Below are 17,404 nucleotides of genomic sequence, written 5' to 3'. Positions count from 1 at the left end.
CATCTACAGTCTCTACTCAATAAAAAATTTTAATGGGTGACATTTAGGTGCTTTGACACTAAAATGTTCTCTATTTCGTGTCCTCAAAAAATGATGCGTCTCATAGGCCAATTGTATGGAGAGAGATTAATGGCTTGGAACGAACCAGGTAAATCAGATCAGGACCCTTGGGGAAACCCCGGGAATTCCGGTAATCAAGGTGGTAACAGACCGCCGAGAAAAAATAATGATCAGGATATTGATGCATTATTGAAAAAAGCTCAGAGCCTTTTTGGAGGTGCTGGAGACAAATTCAATAGTGGCGGCGTCGGCGGTATTGGCGGAAGCATTATCCTTGGTGTTGTTCTGGTTATCTGGCTTCTCTCCGGCATCTATATCGTTGACCCTGCGGAACGCGGTGTTGTCACCCGTTTCGGTGCGTTTGTTGAAGAGACCAAGGCCGGACCACATTGGCATATCCCATATCCGATTGAAACCGTTCGAGTTGTAAATGTTGATCAGATCCGTACCGCGGAAATCGGTTACCGTTCCGATACTCGAAACAGCCGTTCTGGCGACGTTCCGACAGAATCTTTGATGTTGACCAAAGATGAGAATATCGTTGACCTTAAAATTGCAGTTCAATATAAGATTGAAAGCGCCAACCAATATTTATTTGAAGTGTCTGATCCGGATGTGACTTTGCGTTCTGTTGTTGAGAGTGCTTTACGTGAGGTTGTCGGTCAGAATCGAATGGATTTTGTCTTGACTGAAGGGCGTAATGAAGTGGTTTCAAAAGTTCAGCAGCTTGCGCAGGCGAACTTAAACGATTATCGCACCGGGCTGATGATTACCAGTGTCAACCTTCAGGACGCTCAGCCACCTGAGCAGGTTCAGGATGCTTTTGCCGATGTGGTCAAAGCACGAGAGGACCGTGAGCGTGTCATTAATGAAGCCGAAGCTTATTCAAACGATATCTTACCGAAAGCTCGCGGTAAAGCGGCACGTGAATTGGAAGAGGCCAGTGCCTATCACGATCGTGTGATTGCTCAGGCAACGGGTGAGGCCGCACGCTTCAGCAGTATCGTGGCCGAGTATGAGAAAGCGCCTGAAGTTACCCGTCAGCGTCTATACATCGATGCGATTTCAAACGTTTTAGGTAATACCAGTAAGGTCTTCGTAGGGTCAGAAGGTGGCAACAATCTATTGTATCTTCCGTTGGATAAGATGATCGGTGGACAGCAGGCCGTTCCCTTCAAACCAGCTGCTACACAAGCCGCTCCTGTGACGTCTTCGAGTTCGGACACGCGTAATAGCAGTTCGAATAATTCGAAATCATCACCTAATATTCGTGAATATCTAAGGAATAGGGAGCTACGATAATGAAATCTGTATTGTTAATTCTAGTGGCGGCCGTTCTTTTTATTGGAAGCAGTTCCGTCTTTGTCGTCAATCAGTGGGAAACCGCCGTTGTGTTACGATTGGGTGAGATCGTTAAAAGTGACGTCAAGCCTGGTTTGCATTTCAAGACACCGTTTATCAACAATGTACGCACGTTTGATGCGCGTATCCAGACATTGGATTCTGCTCCTGAGCGGTTCTTGACGAGTGAGAAGAAGAATTTGGAAGTCGATTCGTTCGTTAAATGGCGAATCAAAGACGTAGAGAAGTTCTATACGACCATGAACGGTGATAATCGTTTGGCGGGCATGCGCCTGGGTCAAATCGTAAAAGACGGCTTACGTGCTGAATTCGGTAACCGTACCGTTAAAGAAGTCATTTCGGGTGAGCGTGTCGAAATCGCACAAAAGATTAAAGATACCACTGCAAGTGCATCTAGTGATTTCGGTATCGAGATCGTTGATGTACGAATCAAGCGTATCGATCTAGCCAAAGACGTCAGTGATTCGGTTTACCGCCGTATGGAAGCGGAACGTAACCGTGTCGCTAAAGACCTGCGTTCGAAAGGGGCTGAAGCCGCAGAAAGAATTCGAGCAGATGCGGATCGACAGCGTGTAGTCATTTTGGCTGATGCCTATAGTGAAGCGGAAATCCTTCGAGGTCAGGGGGATGCGAAAGCGGCCGAGATCTATGCGAAGGCCTATAATCAGGATCCGGAATTCTATTCGTTTTACCACAGCTTGAACGCTTATCAGAAGTCGTTTAAGGATAAGTCGGATATTTTGTTGGTCGATCCGAAATCGGATTTCTTCAAATATTTTGACGGATCCTCTAAGTAGTTGACGGATCATAGAAGAGTATAAAAGGTGGGGTAACCCACCTTTTTTATGGAAGCATGTTAGAAAATACATTATTAGCAGCAATCGCGCTTGTGTTCATTTTGGAAGGTTTACTGCCTTTCGTGTTTCCTGAATTTTGGCGCAAGGTCATGACGGAAGCTGTGCAGTTATCGGAAAAGCAACTCCGGGTTATGGGGTTTCTTAGTCTGAGTATCGGTATGGTGTTGCTGTTATTATTTAGTTAATCATGGCAATTTGATTTAAAATAAAGCGTTTGAATTTAATTTGACCTAAATTTACAAAGAAAGAAGTTAAAGATGCAACAATCCTCGTGGTTCACTCCTGAAGGTCTAGAAGACCTTTTACCACCTCAAGCCCAAAAGTTGGAATTTTATCGTCGAAAGCTGATCGACGGATTTCATCTATCGGGTTATGACTTGGTTCTACCTCCGATAGCGGAATTTACGGATTCCCTTTTGACAGGGACGGGGCTTCATCGAGCAACGGATACGTGCCGCTTCACCGATCAGGAAAGCGGTCGCATGATGGGGGTACGTTCTGATATGACTCCTCAAGTTGCTCGAATTGTGAGTAATCGTTTGAAGGCTTCGGAAGGTATTTCCCGTCTTTGTTACGTTGGTGAAGTTTTGAAAACCCGCAACAATAAGGCGAAAGGTTCTCGAAGCCCAATCCAGGTAGGTGCCGAATTGTTTGGTCATCAAGGGGTTGAAAGTGATATCGAAGTCATCGAGTTGATGCTTGAAAGCTTGAGCTTGATTTCACTTCCTCAATTGCAGCTCAGTTTAGGTCACGTCGGCGTTGTGGATGAGTTGATGTCGCTTGCTAATCTTTCTGAAGAACAACAGGCCGATTTGCTGGATATTTTGAAGCGTAAAGCGATTCCCGAGTATCAGGAGTGGTTAGCCAAAACGGATATGAGCGCACAGATTCATACCGTGTTCTCGGGGATGCTTGATTTGGTCGGTGATGCGCAAACGGTGATTTCTGAAGCTAAGAAGTTGTTCTCCGGTCTGGAAAGCTCAGTACTCGATTCTGCATTGGGGCATCTTGAGCAAATCGTCAGTCACATTCTTACAACTCAGGATGTGAGTATACATTTGGATTTAGCCGATATTCGCGGTTATCACTACCACACAGGTGTTATTTTTGGTTGTTATAGTACCGGACGCCAACTCCAGTTGATTGCTAAAGGCGGTCGTTACGACGGAATCGGGGCCGATTTTGGAATGTCGTTGCCAGCAACCGGATTCAGTCTGGATCTTAGAACCGCACTGGACCTTTTAGAGCCTGTAGAAGAGATTGTTAAGGGGCGTGTCTATGCACCGGTTTCCGCTGATATGGCTCTGAAAGCAAGAGTCGCGGAATTAAAGAATGAAGGTTATCAGGTCATTAGTGCTTATGACGGCGAATCCGTGGAAGAAGGTGCCGCCAATCTGGTATTCGAATCAGGTCAATGGATTGTTAAGTAATTGGTTTAATTCACTAAGTGTGAGTTATTTAAAAATCGTTAATTTTTAAGAAGTAATTTATGTCAAAGCGTAATATTGTTGTTGTTGGTACCCAGTGGGGAGATGAAGGTAAGGGAAAGATTGTTGATCTGTTAACTGATCGCGTCGCAGCCGTAGTCCGTTTTCAAGGTGGACACAATGCCGGTCACACTTTGGTGATCGATGGTAAGAAAACGGTTCTTCATCTGATTCCATCGGGTATTTTGCGCGAACATGTAGAGTGTTTCATTGGTAACGGTGTGGTTTTAGCGCCAGATGCGCTGGAAAAGGAAGTTACACAACTTGAAGAGAACGGTCTTAAAGTACAGAATCGTCTAAAGATCAGTGAAGCTTGTCCGTTGATTTTGGATTACCACGTGGCAATTGATCAGGCTCGTGAAATTGCACGAGGCAATAAGGCGATTGGAACTACCGGCAGAGGGATCGGACCAGCCTATGAAGACAAAGTTGCCCGTCGTGGTTTGCGTGCCGGCGATTTAAAGGACATGGACCAGTTTAAGGAAAAGCTTAAAGAGATCCTGACATACCACAACTATATGTTAGAAAACTTTTATAAGGTCGAGCCTGTCTCTTTTGACGATCTTTGGTTGAAGTGCCAGAGATACAGCAAGATGATCGTTCCAATGCTGGCGGATATCCCCAACCTTATTGACGGTTACAACCGTGCAGGTAAGAACCTGATGTTTGAGGGTGCTCAAGGTACGTTGTTGGATATCGACCAGGGGACTTACCCTTATGTAACGTCTTCAAACACCACGTCTGGCGGTGCTGCTTCAGGTGCTGGAATCGGACCGACACAGCTTGATTATGTGCTTGGTATTACTAAGGCGTATGCGACCCGAGTAGGTGGTGGTCCTTTCCCGACTGAATTGATTTACGATGTTGCGACTGACGAAGGTGACGATATCGGTAAGGAATTGGGAATGCGTGGCCATGAGTTCGGGGCGACAACCGGACGTCAGAGACGTTGTGGTTGGTTTGACGCTGTCGCGTTACGTCGTTCGGCACAAATCAACGGTTTGACCGGTATGTGTCTGACAAAGTTGGATGTAATGGACGAATTGGCCGAGGTTAAGGTGTGTGTGTCTTATTCCAAGAATGGGGAAACCTTGATGCTGCCGCCAAGCAGTGCGGATGAGTATGAAGCGTGCGAGCCGAATTACATCACCATGCCAGGTTGGCAAACCTCAACAGTTGGAATCGATTCTTGGGACGCGTTGCCTGAGGCCGCCAAGAACTATATCCGCTTTTTAGAGAAAGAGGTCGGCGTGCCGGTTTCAATCCTGTCTACCGGTCCGGATCGTTCTGAAACCTTGGTTTTGGAAGATCCGTTTAAATAAAAAACGGTTGCGATGTCAGTCGCATTCTGTATGAAAAAGCCCGGGTAAATCATGGATTTTCTCGGGCTTTTTCATTTCAGTTGGTGGATTTAGACCAATGCTGAATAGGGAAGATCAGTTGGTTAAACGCTCGATTACTTGAATTAACTTATCCGGAATGAAAGGTTTGATGATCCAGCCGGTCGCGCCTAAACTTTTTCCTTGTTGTTTCATCTCCTCATCAGCTTCGGTCGTCATCATCAGGATTGGAATCGATTGATATTGGGGTTGTTGTCTAATTGTCCGTAAGAAATCGAAGCCATCCATGTTTGGCATGTTTACATCGGAAATAATGATGTCATAAGCTTGCTGTTGAATCGCTTTCAAGCCTTGTACCCCATCTTCGGCGAGCGTAAGCTCGTAGTGACTTTCGAGAACCATCTCCACAAGACGACGCATTGATTTTGCGTCATCCACATATAAAAGCTTTTTCATGGGCACTCGCTTTCCGTTCGGATTTGTGGAATTTTTATTATTAGATTCAGTGTAAGCGTTTGAATTGTTCAGGTAAATTTTAATTCCATTAAATTTATTTGAAAATCGTTATAAAGAAGATGAAACGCCCCAGTGAGATTGGTATCATAGACGCTATTTTATAGATTGTTATCAGTAAAGGACGAAACATGCTACAAACCATTAGAGATAAGGCACAAGGCTGGATAGCTTGGGTGATTGTTGGTCTAATTATATTAACCTTTGCGTTATTTGGAATAGATCAGTATGCACGCGGCGATAAGGTTGTTGTGGTCGCTCAGGTTAATGGTGAGGATATCACAGCCCGTGATTTCCTAATGTTGTATAACCGTCAAAAATCTCGTCTGGAAAAGCAGTTTGGCGATATGTACGATCAGGTCGTTAAGGACAGCGAGTTGCGTGATCAGGTGTTGGATGCCCTGATTGAGTCGGAAGTGATTCGCCAATGGTCGAATGATAACGATATGATCATTAGTGACCCTCAGTTGGCGGCAACGATTCATGCTGCGGATGTTTTTCAGCAGGACGGTAAGTTCTCTCAGAAGGTTTATGAAGAGATTTTGATGCGTAACGGCATGAATGTGGCGCGTTTTGAGTATGAACAGAGACAGTTCCTATTGGAGAATCAGTACCGATCGTTAAGTTTAGGCTCTTCTTTTGCGACCGAATCGGAAATTGAGCAGTTGGCTCAGCTGCAAGCTCAGCAACGTAACGTCAATTACTTACGTATTGACCAGCGTCCTTTCCTGAAAACCGTTGAAGTCACGTCCGATCAGGTTGCCGATTATTATGATAAGAATAAGTCGGCTTATGTTGAGCCAGAAAAAGTCGTTGTTCAGTATGTTGAACTGTCGAAAGAAGAGTTGGCTAAAAAGATTCCGGTCAATGACAAGGTGCTGAAGGCTTATTATGAAGACAATAAACTATTGTTTACCTTACCGGAAAAAAGACATGCTAAGCACATTCTGATTTCCGTTGAAGGGGATTCAAAAGAAGCGGATGAGAAGGCGAAGAAAACCATTGCCGAAGTCCAAGCAAAGTTAAAAGCGGGCGAGTCCTTCGAAGAGTTGGCCAAAACCTATTCACAAGATCCTGGCTCGGCTCAGTCTGGTGGTGATCTTGGTAGTTTCGAGCAGGGAATGATGGTTCCAGCTTTTGATGAAGCGGTTTTCTCTATGAAGGTCGGAGAGATCAGTCAGCCGGTCAAGACGGATTTCGGTTATCACTTGATCAAACTCGACGGCATTGAGCCTAAAAAGATTGAGGCATTTGCCGATGTTAAAGATCAGGTTACAAAGCAATACCAGTTGCAAGAAGCCGAAAAACAGTACTTCGATATTCTTGAGAAACTGAATACCATTGCTTACGAGCAGTCTGATAGTTTAGACCCTGCTGCGGAAGCGACCGGCCTTGAAGTGAAGACTTCCAAGCCTTTCAGTCGTGAAGGTGGCGCAAGTGCGGTCACCTCAAACGGCAAGGTGATCAATGCTGCATTTTCGGATGATGTTTTGAAGTCACGATTGAACAGTTCATCAATCGAGTTGTCGCCGAACCATTCGGTAGTGATTCGAGTCAAGGATTACTTTGAAGCGCATCAGAAGTCTTTGGACGAAGTCGAAGCTTCTATCAAGGAGAATCTAGTACGAAAAGCAGCCATTGCCGAAGCGGCTAAACTGGCGAAAGACCTGTTCGCCAAAGTCGAAGCTGGCGAGAATCCTGAATCTCTGATGCGTGATGGGATCGAGTGGAACACAGTCGGTTGGATTGACCGCAATAACCGTCGTATCCTTCCGCAAATGACTGCAGAAGCGTTTAAGGCGAATAAGCCACAAAGTGACAAACCTACTTGGCGTTCTTACCAGCTAACCACTGGTGATACGGTTCTTATTCAGGTTACCGGTGTCAAAAACGGTGAAGTCACTGACGATCAAAAAGCCCAGTTAAGCAAGGCTGTGACAGACTTGATGGGCAGTACCGAAGTGCAGGGACGTTTGAAAGCGATTCTTGCCAAAGCGGAAATTGTTAAAAAACAAAACTATAAAACGCTTAAGTAATCCTTGGATTCAGACAGCGTGAGTTATGACTCATTTAAGAAGGGGTCATAATTCGACTCATAGAAATTAAGAAGCCAACTGAACAGGCCTGTTCAGTTGGCTTTTTTGTTTATTACTGTACGGTTTTGGGTTGGTTGTACTTGTCTACGAGTCTAAAAAGACTTTGGTGACACGTTAACGGGGTTTGTTGTGGTTGGCTCTTATCTGAATAGGTAGTGCTTACGGATAGGCTTGGTGATATGCCAGTGGCAGTTCATACCTTGCGGGAAGGTGACGAGGTCTCCGGCCGTGATGGTAACCGCTTCTCCAGATTCAGGTTGAATCGTCGCTTCGCCTTCAAGAATATAACAGACTTCTTCCATGTCATAAGTCCAAGGGAAGTTTGAATTTTCCTTTTCCCAGATTGACCAACTGTCGATTCCTAGCCGTTCAATTGTTTGCTGAGATGGATTGGATTCGATCTTAATTTGCATGTTCATTCCTTGTTTATGAAAGAAACTTGTTTATAAGTCAGGGTTGAAATAGCTAGGCGGTTCCTGGTCATGGCCGGGTCTGGATAAAGCTTGGGCGGCACGCAGATATTTTTTGCGTGACCAGATCAATCCCCAGCGTGATCCGCCAACCTGTCGCCATAGAGTCGCTGCGCGGATACCAGCCAGTAAAAGGGCACGGATTTTATTGGCAGTCGTCGAGTTTTGGAGATGACCGTGTTTGCCATTCACCATGACCCGAGGGGAGACATTGCTGATATTTTCCGTATAGGTGCGGGCGAGTGATGCTACGACGTTTTCATGCAGTTCGCCGAAGTGCGACTGTTGTGCTTTTGCCGTTTCAAGCATGCTGTATATCTTATCCATGGCTTCTGGAATTTGATTCAATTTTTTTTCCAGAATGATCATGCTCAGGACATAGCGAGTGATTTCAACATTGCGGTTCTGAATGGCCTGATCCGAACTCATTTGTGCCAGAAGGGTGTTTACGCCGAGTTGGATGTTTTCCACGTTTCCTCCAAAAACATCCAGCGTGTCTTTAGGCTGATCGCAAAACAACGAATTGATAGTGGTTTTAAAAGCCGTTTCGTCTGTTTTTCCGGTCGTTGCTAAATCGTAGACCATTTTGGCACTTTGGTAGATTCCTATAAGGGCAACGGCACGGTCATGATCATTGTAGTTCGACATAATGTTTCCTGGTTCATTTAACGGTGTTAAAACAAGCTTTATCTATCCAATAGAAATTAAACTCTGCGTTCAGAAAGTTGATGCAGGCGTTGGTCGATAATACCTCCACCCAGACAGTCGTCGCCGTCATAGAATACGATCGACTGGCCTGGTGCGACAGCCGTTTGAGGTTCGTCGAACTGAACGACTATCTCTCCATTCACGTTCTCTGTAATTCGGCAGGGCTGCTCCTGCTGACGGTATCGTATTTTTGCTTTCAATGGCGCATTCAAAGTAGGGCAGTGTCCAGATACCCAGTCCATTGCGTTGGCAATGACGATCGGATGCTGTAATAACGGGTGTTCTTTGCCTTGTACGGCGATCAACTGGTTGGTTTGCAGGTTTTTATCGGCTGCAAACCAAGGGGAGTTGTCCTTGCCGTAGCCTCCACCGATGCCAAGCCCTTTTCTTTGGCCAATAGTGTAATACATCAAACCTTCGTGTCGACCGATGACATTGCCTTGGTCGTCAATAATGTCTCCTGGCTGTGCAGGAATAAAACGCTGCAAGAAGTCCTTGAATTTGCGCTCACCAATGAAACAGATTCCGGTACTGTCCTTTTTGTCATGTGTGATCAGATCGGCTTCTTCCGCCAATTGGCGGACGTACGGTTTCTCCAGCTCACCAATCGGGAACATGGATTTGCTCAACTGGTGTTGTTGAAGGGTGTACAGGAAGTAACTCTGATCCTTGTTGTCGTCCAATCCTTTAAGAAGGTGGCAAGTGCCATCGTCATCCCGGTGAATACGTGCATAGTGGCCGGTAGCGATGTAATCCGCTCCCAGGGTTAGTGCATGGTCGAGGAAAGCCTTGAATTTAACCTCTTTGTTGCAAAGGATGTCCGGATTGGGTGTTCTTCCCGCTTTGTATTCTTCAAGGAAGTGCTCGAAAACGCGATCCCAGTATTCATTGGAAAAGTTTTCGATGTGCAGTGGAATGTCCAGTTTTTCGCAGATGGCCATGACATCTTTCAAGTCTTCCGCAGCCGGGCAATAATCTTCCGTGTCATCACCTTCCCAGTTTTTCATGAACAGGCCTTCGACATCATAACCTTGCTGTTTAAGCAGAAGTGCCGTAACGGAAGAGTCGACGCCTCCAGATAGGCCGACAATGACTTTTGTTTCTGAGTTATTTTTCATAAGCGTATTTTAGCAAACTCGGTCGTATAAATTCATTAAGCAACCCCGGAGTGTATTTGCGAGGTTTCGGATATTTGTTTCAGTGTTCAATCAAACGGCTTTCACCCGGCTGAAGATCTTTGAGTTGGAAGTCGCCGATGCGAATCCTAATCAAGCGTAAGGTAGGAAAGCCGACGGCTGCGGTCATTCTTCTAACCTGACGGTTTTTGCCTTCTGTGATGGTCATTTCGATCCAACTGGTCGGTATGTTCTTACGTTCCCGAATCGGTGGGTTTCTATCCCATAGCCACTTAGGTTCGTTGACTTTTTTCGCTTTCGCCGGACGGGTCATACCATCTTTGAGTTGGACCCCTTGCTGCAGTTGTTTGACCGCTTGTGGCGTGACGTCGCCTTCCACTTGCACCAGATAAGTCTTGATCCACTTATGTTTGGGATCGGATATCTTATGTTGTAGTTTGCCGTCATCGGTCAGTAATAACAAACCTTCGGAATCCCGGTCAAGGCGACCCGCAGCATAAAAGCCGGGTAATTTTATGTATTTCGCCAAGGTTTCCCGTTGATCCTGATATTGAGGGTCGTCGGTAAATTGGCAGAGTACATTGAAAGGTTTGTTGAATAAAAGAATCTGGCTCATGGGCGCTTTACTTAAGTTTCTTGGGACTTCCCGTGCGAGTGCGTTAGAATATTGCGTATTCTAACATTTTTAATTGAACCAAGTTCTCAGGTCGAGGCGAATAATTCAGGAATTCACATGACAGAACAATCTAAAATTATTTATACCCTAACAGATGAAGCACCCGCATTGGCGACTTACTCTTTGTTGCCGATCATCCAAGCCTTTACCGGTGTAGCCGGAATTGAAGTCGAAACAAGAGATATTTCATTGGCCGGGCGTATCATCGCAAACTTTCCGGATTACTTGAAGGAAGAGCAGAGAATAGGGGATGCGTTGACGGAATTGGGAGAATTGGCCAAAACACCAGAAGCCAATATCATTAAGTTACCGAACATCAGTGCGTCGATTCCGCAGTTGAACGCGGCAATTAAAGAATTGCAGGCTCACGGTTACGCCGTCCCGGATTATCCGGCTGAACCTCTGAACGACGAAGAAAAGGAAATTAAAGCGCGTTATGCAAAAGTTTTGGGAAGTGCGGTAAATCCTGTTTTGCGTGAAGGTAACTCCGATCGTCGAGCACCTGCGTCGGTTAAGAATTACGCTAAAAAGAACCCGCATTCAATGGGTGCCTGGTCTGCGGACTCGAAAACGCATGTTGCACACATGTCCTCCGGCGATTTTTACGGTTCAGAAAAGTCTACTACACTGGCAGAAGCGACCGAATTCAAAATCGAGTTTGTTGACGGTAACGGTGAAGTAACCGAGTTGAAAGGTTATGCGCCATTACAGAAAGGTGAAATCATCGATGCGGCGGTCATGAACCAGAAAGCTTTACGTGCATTCTTGGCTGAGGCGATGGAGGAGGCGAAGGAACAAGGGATTTTGTTTTCGTTGCACTTGAAAGCGACCATGATGAAAGTTTCCGACCCGATCATCTTTGGTCAGGCGGTGTCGGTTTTCTTTAAGGATGTGTTTGATAAGCACGCACAAACTTTCTCAGAATTGGGTGTTAATCCAAATAACGGTTTGGGGGACGTCTACAGCAAAATCCAATCTCTAGCAGCTGACAAGCAAGCTGAAATTGAAGCCGATATCCAGGCCGTGATGGCATCTCATGCCGATATCGCGATGGTGGATTCAGATAAAGGAATTACCAACTTGCACGTGCCGAGCGATGTCATCGTGGATGCCTCCATGCCTGCAATGATTCGTACTTCAGGAAAAATGTGGAATAAGGACGGGAAGCAGCAGGATACTTTGGCCGTGATTCCGGACCGTTGCTATGCGGGTGTTTATCAGGAAACGATCAATTTCTGTAAGCATCACGGTGCATTCGATCCGACGACCATGGGTACCGTACCCAATGTCGGATTGATGGCCCAGAAAGCGGAAGAGTACGGTTCGCATGACAAAACCTTCCAGATGAACGGAAACGGGATGGTTCGAGTTGTTGACGCAAAAGGAAAGACCTTGCTTGAGCAAACGGTTGAAGAGGGGGATATTTTCCGCATGTGTCAGGTGAAAGACGCACCGATCCAAGACTGGGTTAAGTTGGCTGTTAACCGCGCGCGTGCAACGAATACGCCAGCCGTTTTCTGGTTGGACACGAATCGAGCGCACGATCACCAATTGATCGAGAAAGTGAATAAGTATCTTTTGGAATACGATTTGACCGGCTTGGAAATTCATATCATGTCTCCGGAAGAGGCAACGCGTTTTACGCTTCGTCATGTAAAAGAAGGACAAGATGTGATTTCTGTGACGGGTAACGTATTGCGTGATTATTTGACTGACTTGTTCCCGATTCTGGAACTGGGGACATCCGCCAAGATGTTGTCGATCGTACCTTTGATGAACGGTGGTGGCTTGTTCGAGACTGGTGCGGGCGGTTCGGCGCCTAAGCACGTTCAGCAGTTCCTGAGCGAAAATCATTTGCGTTGGGATTCATTGGGAGAGTTCTTGGCACTGGCGGTTTCGTTGGAACACTTGGCTGTTAATTTTAATAATCCAAAGGCTCAATCTCTTGCGGATGCTTTGGATAAGGCAACAGGCAAGTTTTTGGAAAACAATAAATCCCCTTCCCGTAAAGCGGGTGAACTGGACAACCGTGGAAGTCATTTCTATCTGGCAATGTATTGGGCTCAGGAGCTGGCTAGCCAGACAACCGACAAATCATTACAGGCGACTTTTAAGCCGGTTGCCGAAGCGTTGGCATCGAGAGAGACCAAGATTGTTGATGAATTGAATTCGGTTCAGGGGCAGAGTGTTGATATCGGAGGGTATTACCAGCCTAATACAGAACTTGTTTCTCAAGCAATGCGTCCAAGCTCGACATTAAATTCGGTATTGGACTCTATCTAAGTTTTTATTGAGCGAGTAAATGTGAACGATATTAACTGTTAATATCGTCTTTTTTAAGAGAAAGCCAAATTGAATATTTTGTTCAATTTGGCTTTTGTGTTTCAGGATTAGAAATAATCTGGTAGTATAAGTACCCCTCTAATAAGTAAGTAATTTTTACAATGAATATTTTAATTGTCGATACCTCTGCAATCTATCGCAAAGTTGTCAGCGAACTGTTGAATAATGACGATATTTCGATTTCTGAGGCGAGTAATGCAAAGGAAGCCTTGGAATATCTTGAGCATGAAACGCCGAATGCGATCAGTGTTGCGCATGAGTTAGGGGATATGAACAGTTTCGAGTTTCTTGAAAAGATTAATAATCTGGACAGATTTCAGTCCGTTCCAAAATTCCTGATTACCTCTAACGTCAGCAAAGAATTCAAACTTCAGGCGTATGACGCCGGATTTACTGAGATTTTCGTCAAGTCTGATTTTAAGAACCTCAAGCGTGCAATGAAAAGCCTGTTGTATTATGCGACCGTTAAGATTTCCGCCAAAGTCCTTTACGTTGAAGATGCTCAAAGCACCGCGGATTACACAATGCATATTATGAAAAATGCAGGGTGGATTGTGACTCATGTCAAAAGTGGAGAAGCGGCGGCTGAGCTGCTGGAAGAGCAGAAGTTCGATTTGGTTGTGACCGACTTGGTGTTGGAAGGACAGATTAGCGGTATTGGTTTGATTCATTTAATCCGACAGGGACGGGAAGACATTCGTAATACACCGATTCTGGCCGTATCGGGTTGGAATGACTTATTGCGACAGGTTTATGTTTTGAAACATGGGGCCGGTGATTTCATTGCTAAACCATTCCATGAAACCGATTTTCTGGCAAGGGCCATCAACTTGATTATGAATAAACAGCAGTTGGATGCTTCGATCGCATCCCAAAAAGCGCTTCATGATAAAGTGAACCTGGATCCACTCTCTGGTTTGAATAATCGCCATTATATTGATGAGTTTGGTGAGCGTCTGGTCAAACAAGCTTTAGTTCAGAGTGAGCCGATTGCATTGTGTGTGATTGATATCGATTATTTTAAGCAGATAAATGATTTGCACGGACATGCAATTGGCGATGAGGTGTTGCGCCAGATTGGTGATATGATTCGCGAAAACAGTCACCCTCGAGATGTTTCTGTCCGCTATGGCGGCGATGAAATGGTAATTATCATGCCTAATTGCGGTTATTCAGCCGCTTCTTTCAAGGCAGAGCAGTTACGCAAAAAAGCAGCTTTGTTGAAGCCGGATGGGATTGATATCAGTGTGACGATCGGTGTTTCTTGTGTTGATAAAAACCGTGGACTTCACCTAGTGGAGTTGATGGGGAATATCGGTGAGGAAGATGACGATCTGATCGTCGATTTTAACACCTTGTTTGAAGCGGCCGATCAATCTCTCTACATTGCTAAAAAAGCAGGAAGAAACAGAGTTTGTATCAATAAACAATTGCTTGATTGATTTAATGGGCCTGTATAGGCCCTAAAAAATTAATAAGTTTTGTAACCTTTGTTTCTAGCGGTTTTTTCATATTTTTGTTTGATAATCAATGCTGTATTTCAAAAACGTAAGGTTTCTTTTTTAGTGAATAGGCGTAGAATGAAATCCTAAGGTTATTCATTTAAAGATGGGTAACATTCTGATTAACAATAACTTTCTTGAGGTGTTAATTATGAAAACAGTATGGATTCTTGTTGCAGATAGCAGTCGAGCCCGTATTTTTACTGCCGAAAATTCAGTCTCCGAATTGGTGGAGATTGAAACTCTAGCGCATCCCGAAGGGCGACTGCACGAGCAGGAGTTGGACAGCGATTTACCAGGGAAGGCTAATGGAACACAAGGTGCCGGAGGGCATGTGTATACGGATGAGGTGAGTCCGAAAGAGCAGGAAGAAGTCAATTTTGCAAAAAGCGTTGCCGGGCACCTGTGCGATGAGTTGAACCAGAATAAATTCGAAAAACTATTTGTGGTCGCAGCCCTTTCATTTTTGGGTGAATTGCGCAATTCATTTTCAACTCGGTTGAGCAAGCATGTTGCTTATACACTGGATAAAAATGTGGTCGCGATGACGCCTCAGGAGATTAGAGCTTACTTGCCTCACTCATTTGCTTAGACGGGAATTGTTTTAAGAGATAAAAAAACCGCCTTTAGGCGGTTTTTTATTAGTTGGCTTTCTTCAGGTATTCTGTCACCAGTACGATTTGAGTACCGTTAACCTTACCTTCAATGTGGATCGGATTGTCGGTCAAATGAATGTTCTTGACCAGCGTGCCACGCTTGGCTGTAAATCCACCGCCTTTTACTTCAAGGTCTTTAATTAGTGTGACGCTGTCGCCTTCTTGAAGGATGGCTCCGTTGCTGTCTTTGTGTACGACTGCATCTTCGTCGTCAGTCGGCAAACCAGCATTTGCCCAAGCTTTGACATCGTCTTCCATATACATCATATCCAACAGGTCTTGAGGCCAACCTTCGGAACGCAATTGGTTTAATAAACGATAAGCCATTACTTGTACCGCCGGTACTGGTGACCACATGCTGTCGTTCAGGCAACGCCAATGGTTCGCATCCATCTTTTCAGGGGACTCGATCTGTTCCTTACACGTCTGACAAACAACGATGCTCTGATCTACACTGCCGTCGCTTGGCGCAACTTCGTAAGTACTTAGATTTTCTTCGGAACCGCACAGTTCACACTTTGAACCGCTACGATCTAATAATGCCTGCTCAATACTCATAATTTTCCCCTTTACTTAAAACCGCCATATTATCGCTTATATTCGGATTGAATTTGCAGGAATTTTGAATCAAAGCCCGGTTTATTAATGGTTGTATGGGGCTTGAAGAGGTTTGTGTAGAAGTATGGTTAATGGCTTCTGATACCTCATTTAATATGAAATTTCGAAGGGCTTTGTTTTTCATTCAGACGGTCTTTTTTTTTATAGGGATAGGCGTTAGAATGAATTTGATTTTGATGTTTAAGCATAGTATTTTAGCTTGGTAATATCAGACCGATTTTTCAGAATTGAGAATATACCTATTGAATGGCTTCCTTAAACCGTCCTTATAACTCACATGTCGATTACTTTGCCGTTTTAGGGGTTCATAAAGAAGCTTGCCCGAACACGGTAAAACAGGCCTATCGAAAATTGGCGCGTCGTTATCATCCCGATGTTTCAAAAATGCACGACGCCAAAAAGAAGTTTCAGGAAATTGCCGAAGCTTATGAGATTCTAAGTAAGCATAGAGAAGCTTACTGGCGGGATTTTGAAATGCATAACCGCTCTCAGTTCAATAGGAAATCTTCTGCCAATCAAAAGCAATCCAGATCCCAAACAAAAGCCAAGACCAAGCAGCAAACCAATGAAAGTCAGTCTCGGCAATATAATGGTTATCGAGCTCATAAGCCGATAGACGGAAAGGATCGTCTGATCACGTATCCTTTGACCCTGCGTTATGCTATCCGTCTTTTGAAGTTGCAATCGTTTTACATTCCAAGTCTGAAAGTCAAAATGAAATTTACCCGAGAAGCTTTAATGGGCAAAACTTTTCGTCTCAAAGGCAAGGGATACGGTGGCTTGTTTGGCGGAAAACCGGGCGATTTTCTAGTTCGATTTGAGATCAAAAACGAGAGCCTTGAGTGGAGGCTTGAAGGGGCCGACATCTATGGGACCTTCAATGTTGCCGAACCATTGTTGGCGGAAGGAAATCAGATACGGTTGGAAGCGCCTAGCGGCTCTTTTTCAATTGAGGTTCCCTCAAACTATTCTTCCGATACGTTCATTCGTATCGATAATATGGGGCTGCCTCCAGGTGAGAAGGAAAGAGCCGGTCATCTTTACGCCCGTCTGATCGCGGCATAGAAATTTCCTCAAATTTTCCTTTCATGATACGCTATTGCAAAAGGGTAATAGGTTCAATTGATTTTGGCGCTTTGTTTCCCGCCGCTGCTTGAAAAGGCTACAATATGGCCTTATTCAAATTCATGTAATCATTCCGTTCAATTTCAATGTAGCGCGTCAAAGCCGCTGCTAAACGAATAAAAAAGAAGTAAAGATTTCAGCTATGTCTCAGGATTATGATGATGGCAATCTGCTTTTAGAAGCGGCACGCGCCAAAGTAAAACCGCCGAAACGCTATCAAGTAGTGTTGTTGAATGACGATTACACCCCGATGGATTTTGTTGTTGAAGTACTCATGCGTTTCTTCGGATTGGACGAAGCGAAGGCCAATGCTGTTATGCTAGCGGTGCATCATGAAGGTAAAGGGGTGTGTGGTGTCTATAGTCGTGAAGTGGCAGAAATGAAAGTTCAACAGGTGAATCGATTTTCACGCCAGAATAAACATCCGTTGATGTGCCAGTTAGAGGTGGCCTGAT

The 17,404-nt window shown here is 44.9% G+C and carries 17 protein-coding genes; 11 read left to right on the top strand and 6 right to left on the bottom strand.

Annotation, left to right across the window (positions count from 1 at the left end; genetic code table 11):
• Positions 1-129 precede the first annotated feature (129 nt).
• The 5 genes from hflK (at position 130) to QCB45_RS02165 (ending at position 5,088) form a co-directional block, all read left to right on the top strand.
• On the top strand, positions 130-1,362 hold the full coding sequence (hflK, locus tag QCB45_RS02185; RefSeq protein WP_279418901.1) for an FtsH protease activity modulator HflK: 1,233 nt from the start codon (positions 130-132) through the stop codon (positions 1,360-1,362).
• The gene (hflC, locus tag QCB45_RS02180) at positions 1,362-2,219 is read left to right on the top strand and encodes a protease modulator HflC (RefSeq protein ID WP_279418900.1); all 858 of its coding nucleotides are present in this window, start codon (positions 1,362-1,364) and stop codon (positions 2,217-2,219) included. The genes hflK and hflC overlap by 1 nt, the downstream gene beginning before the upstream one ends.
• 56 nt (positions 2,220-2,275) lie before the next feature.
• Entirely contained in the window at positions 2,276-2,464 is a 189-nt protein-coding gene (locus tag QCB45_RS02175) for a DUF2065 domain-containing protein (RefSeq protein WP_279418899.1), read from the top strand.
• A gap of 72 nt (positions 2,465-2,536) precedes the next feature.
• Positions 2,537-3,709 (top strand): ATP phosphoribosyltransferase regulatory subunit, encoded by a 1,173-nt coding sequence (locus QCB45_RS02170; protein ID WP_279418898.1) that lies wholly within the window; start codon positions 2,537-2,539, stop codon positions 3,707-3,709.
• A 59-nt stretch (positions 3,710-3,768) separates the two neighbouring features.
• Complete coding sequence (locus QCB45_RS02165; RefSeq protein ID WP_279418897.1) at positions 3,769-5,088, top strand: adenylosuccinate synthase; 1,320 nt, start codon at positions 3,769-3,771, stop codon at positions 5,086-5,088.
• A gap of 114 nt (positions 5,089-5,202) precedes the next feature.
• Here the strand turns inward: QCB45_RS02165 and QCB45_RS02160 are convergent, their stop codons facing one another.
• Positions 5,203-5,562, bottom strand: a complete 360-nt coding sequence (locus tag QCB45_RS02160; protein WP_279418896.1) for a response regulator — start codon at positions 5,560-5,562, stop codon at positions 5,203-5,205.
• A 188-nt stretch (positions 5,563-5,750) separates the two neighbouring features.
• Here QCB45_RS02160 and QCB45_RS02155 point away from each other — a divergent pair, with 188 nt between their 5' ends.
• Positions 5,751-7,655 (top strand): SurA N-terminal domain-containing protein, encoded by a 1,905-nt coding sequence (locus tag QCB45_RS02155; RefSeq protein ID WP_279418895.1) that lies wholly within the window; start codon positions 5,751-5,753, stop codon positions 7,653-7,655.
• A 200-nt stretch (positions 7,656-7,855) separates the two neighbouring features.
• Here the strand turns inward: QCB45_RS02155 and QCB45_RS02150 are convergent, their stop codons facing one another.
• The 4 genes from QCB45_RS02150 to QCB45_RS02135 all read right to left on the bottom strand — a co-directional run bounded on the left by QCB45_RS02150 (position 7,856) and on the right by QCB45_RS02135 (position 10,645).
• Complete coding sequence (locus QCB45_RS02150; protein ID WP_279418894.1) at positions 7,856-8,128, bottom strand: cupin domain-containing protein; 273 nt, start codon at positions 8,126-8,128, stop codon at positions 7,856-7,858.
• A 30-nt stretch (positions 8,129-8,158) separates the two neighbouring features.
• Complete coding sequence (gene hflD, locus QCB45_RS02145; RefSeq protein WP_279418893.1) at positions 8,159-8,833, bottom strand: high frequency lysogenization protein HflD; 675 nt, start codon at positions 8,831-8,833, stop codon at positions 8,159-8,161.
• 56 nt (positions 8,834-8,889) lie between these two features.
• On the bottom strand, positions 8,890-10,011 hold the full coding sequence (mnmA, locus tag QCB45_RS02140) for a tRNA 2-thiouridine(34) synthase MnmA (RefSeq protein ID WP_279418892.1): 1,122 nt from the start codon (positions 10,009-10,011) through the stop codon (positions 8,890-8,892).
• A gap of 79 nt (positions 10,012-10,090) precedes the next feature.
• Positions 10,091-10,645, bottom strand: coding sequence for an rRNA large subunit pseudouridine synthase E (locus QCB45_RS02135; RefSeq protein ID WP_279418891.1), 555 nt, complete (start codon positions 10,643-10,645; stop codon positions 10,091-10,093).
• Positions 10,646-10,762: 117 nt separating this feature from the next.
• Between QCB45_RS02135 and QCB45_RS02130 the strand changes: the two genes are divergently transcribed.
• The 3 genes from QCB45_RS02130 (at position 10,763) to QCB45_RS02120 (ending at position 15,142) form a co-directional block, all read left to right on the top strand.
• A complete protein-coding gene (locus QCB45_RS02130) occupies positions 10,763-12,988 on the top strand; it encodes an NADP-dependent isocitrate dehydrogenase (protein ID WP_279418890.1) in 2,226 nt (741 codons plus the stop codon).
• A 161-nt stretch (positions 12,989-13,149) separates the two neighbouring features.
• Positions 13,150-14,490: a diguanylate cyclase gene (locus QCB45_RS02125; protein ID WP_279418889.1), complete on the top strand. Its 1,341-nt coding sequence runs from the start codon at positions 13,150-13,152 to the stop codon at positions 14,488-14,490.
• A 211-nt stretch (positions 14,491-14,701) separates the two neighbouring features.
• Positions 14,702-15,142 carry a host attachment protein gene (locus QCB45_RS02120; protein ID WP_279418888.1) on the top strand — a complete coding sequence of 147 codons (441 nt, stop codon included), beginning with the start codon at positions 14,702-14,704 and terminating at the stop codon, positions 15,140-15,142.
• A 49-nt stretch (positions 15,143-15,191) separates the two neighbouring features.
• Here QCB45_RS02120 and QCB45_RS02115 read toward each other — a convergent pair whose 3' ends face one another.
• Positions 15,192-15,764, bottom strand: a complete 573-nt coding sequence (locus QCB45_RS02115; RefSeq protein ID WP_279418887.1) for an alkylphosphonate utilization protein — start codon at positions 15,762-15,764, stop codon at positions 15,192-15,194.
• Between the two features lie 306 nt (positions 15,765-16,070).
• Here QCB45_RS02115 and QCB45_RS02110 point away from each other — a divergent pair, with 306 nt between their 5' ends.
• Both QCB45_RS02110 and clpS read left to right on the top strand, forming a co-directional pair.
• Positions 16,071-16,889: a DnaJ domain-containing protein gene (locus tag QCB45_RS02110; protein ID WP_279418886.1), complete on the top strand. Its 819-nt coding sequence runs from the start codon at positions 16,071-16,073 to the stop codon at positions 16,887-16,889.
• A gap of 202 nt (positions 16,890-17,091) precedes the next feature.
• Complete coding sequence (gene clpS, locus QCB45_RS02105; RefSeq protein ID WP_279418885.1) at positions 17,092-17,403, top strand: ATP-dependent Clp protease adapter ClpS; 312 nt, start codon at positions 17,092-17,094, stop codon at positions 17,401-17,403.
• Position 17,404 lies beyond the last annotated feature (1 nt).

It is taken from the genome of Thiomicrorhabdus sp. ZW0627 (genome assembly GCF_029767005.1).
Taxonomy (GTDB): Bacteria; Pseudomonadota; Gammaproteobacteria; order Thiomicrospirales; family Thiomicrospiraceae; genus Thiomicrorhabdus.
The sequence above is the reverse complement of the archived record's forward strand: the minus strand, read 5'-3'. Positions and strand labels throughout refer to the sequence as shown.

Bases quoted from the DNA above. Each gene is read 5' to 3' on its own strand.
- hflK (WP_279418901.1), top strand. From the start codon at position 130: ATGGCTTGGAACGAACCAGGTAAATCAGATCAGGACCCTTGGGGAAAC.
- hflC (WP_279418900.1), top strand. From the start codon at position 1,362: ATGAAATCTGTATTGTTAATTCTAGTGGCGGCCGTTCTTTTTATTGGA.
- QCB45_RS02175 (WP_279418899.1), top strand. From the start codon at position 2,276: ATGTTAGAAAATACATTATTAGCAGCAATCGCGCTTGTGTTCATTTTG.
- QCB45_RS02170 (WP_279418898.1), top strand. From the start codon at position 2,537: ATGCAACAATCCTCGTGGTTCACTCCTGAAGGTCTAGAAGACCTTTTA.
- QCB45_RS02165 (WP_279418897.1), top strand. From the start codon at position 3,769: ATGTCAAAGCGTAATATTGTTGTTGTTGGTACCCAGTGGGGAGATGAA.
- QCB45_RS02160 (WP_279418896.1), bottom strand. From the start codon at position 5,562: ATGAAAAAGCTTTTATATGTGGATGACGCAAAATCAATGCGTCGTCTT.
- QCB45_RS02155 (WP_279418895.1), top strand. From the start codon at position 5,751: ATGCTACAAACCATTAGAGATAAGGCACAAGGCTGGATAGCTTGGGTG.
- QCB45_RS02150 (WP_279418894.1), bottom strand. From the start codon at position 8,128: ATGCAAATTAAGATCGAATCCAATCCATCTCAGCAAACAATTGAACGG.
- hflD (WP_279418893.1), bottom strand. From the start codon at position 8,833: ATGTCGAACTACAATGATCATGACCGTGCCGTTGCCCTTATAGGAATC.
- mnmA (WP_279418892.1), bottom strand. From the start codon at position 10,011: ATGAAAAATAACTCAGAAACAAAAGTCATTGTCGGCCTATCTGGAGGC.
- QCB45_RS02135 (WP_279418891.1), bottom strand. From the start codon at position 10,645: ATGAGCCAGATTCTTTTATTCAACAAACCTTTCAATGTACTCTGCCAA.
- QCB45_RS02130 (WP_279418890.1), top strand. From the start codon at position 10,763: ATGACAGAACAATCTAAAATTATTTATACCCTAACAGATGAAGCACCC.
- QCB45_RS02125 (WP_279418889.1), top strand. From the start codon at position 13,150: ATGAATATTTTAATTGTCGATACCTCTGCAATCTATCGCAAAGTTGTC.
- QCB45_RS02120 (WP_279418888.1), top strand. From the start codon at position 14,702: ATGAAAACAGTATGGATTCTTGTTGCAGATAGCAGTCGAGCCCGTATT.
- QCB45_RS02115 (WP_279418887.1), bottom strand. From the start codon at position 15,764: ATGAGTATTGAGCAGGCATTATTAGATCGTAGCGGTTCAAAGTGTGAA.
- QCB45_RS02110 (WP_279418886.1), top strand. From the start codon at position 16,071: ATGGCTTCCTTAAACCGTCCTTATAACTCACATGTCGATTACTTTGCC.
- clpS (WP_279418885.1), top strand. From the start codon at position 17,092: ATGTCTCAGGATTATGATGATGGCAATCTGCTTTTAGAAGCGGCACGC.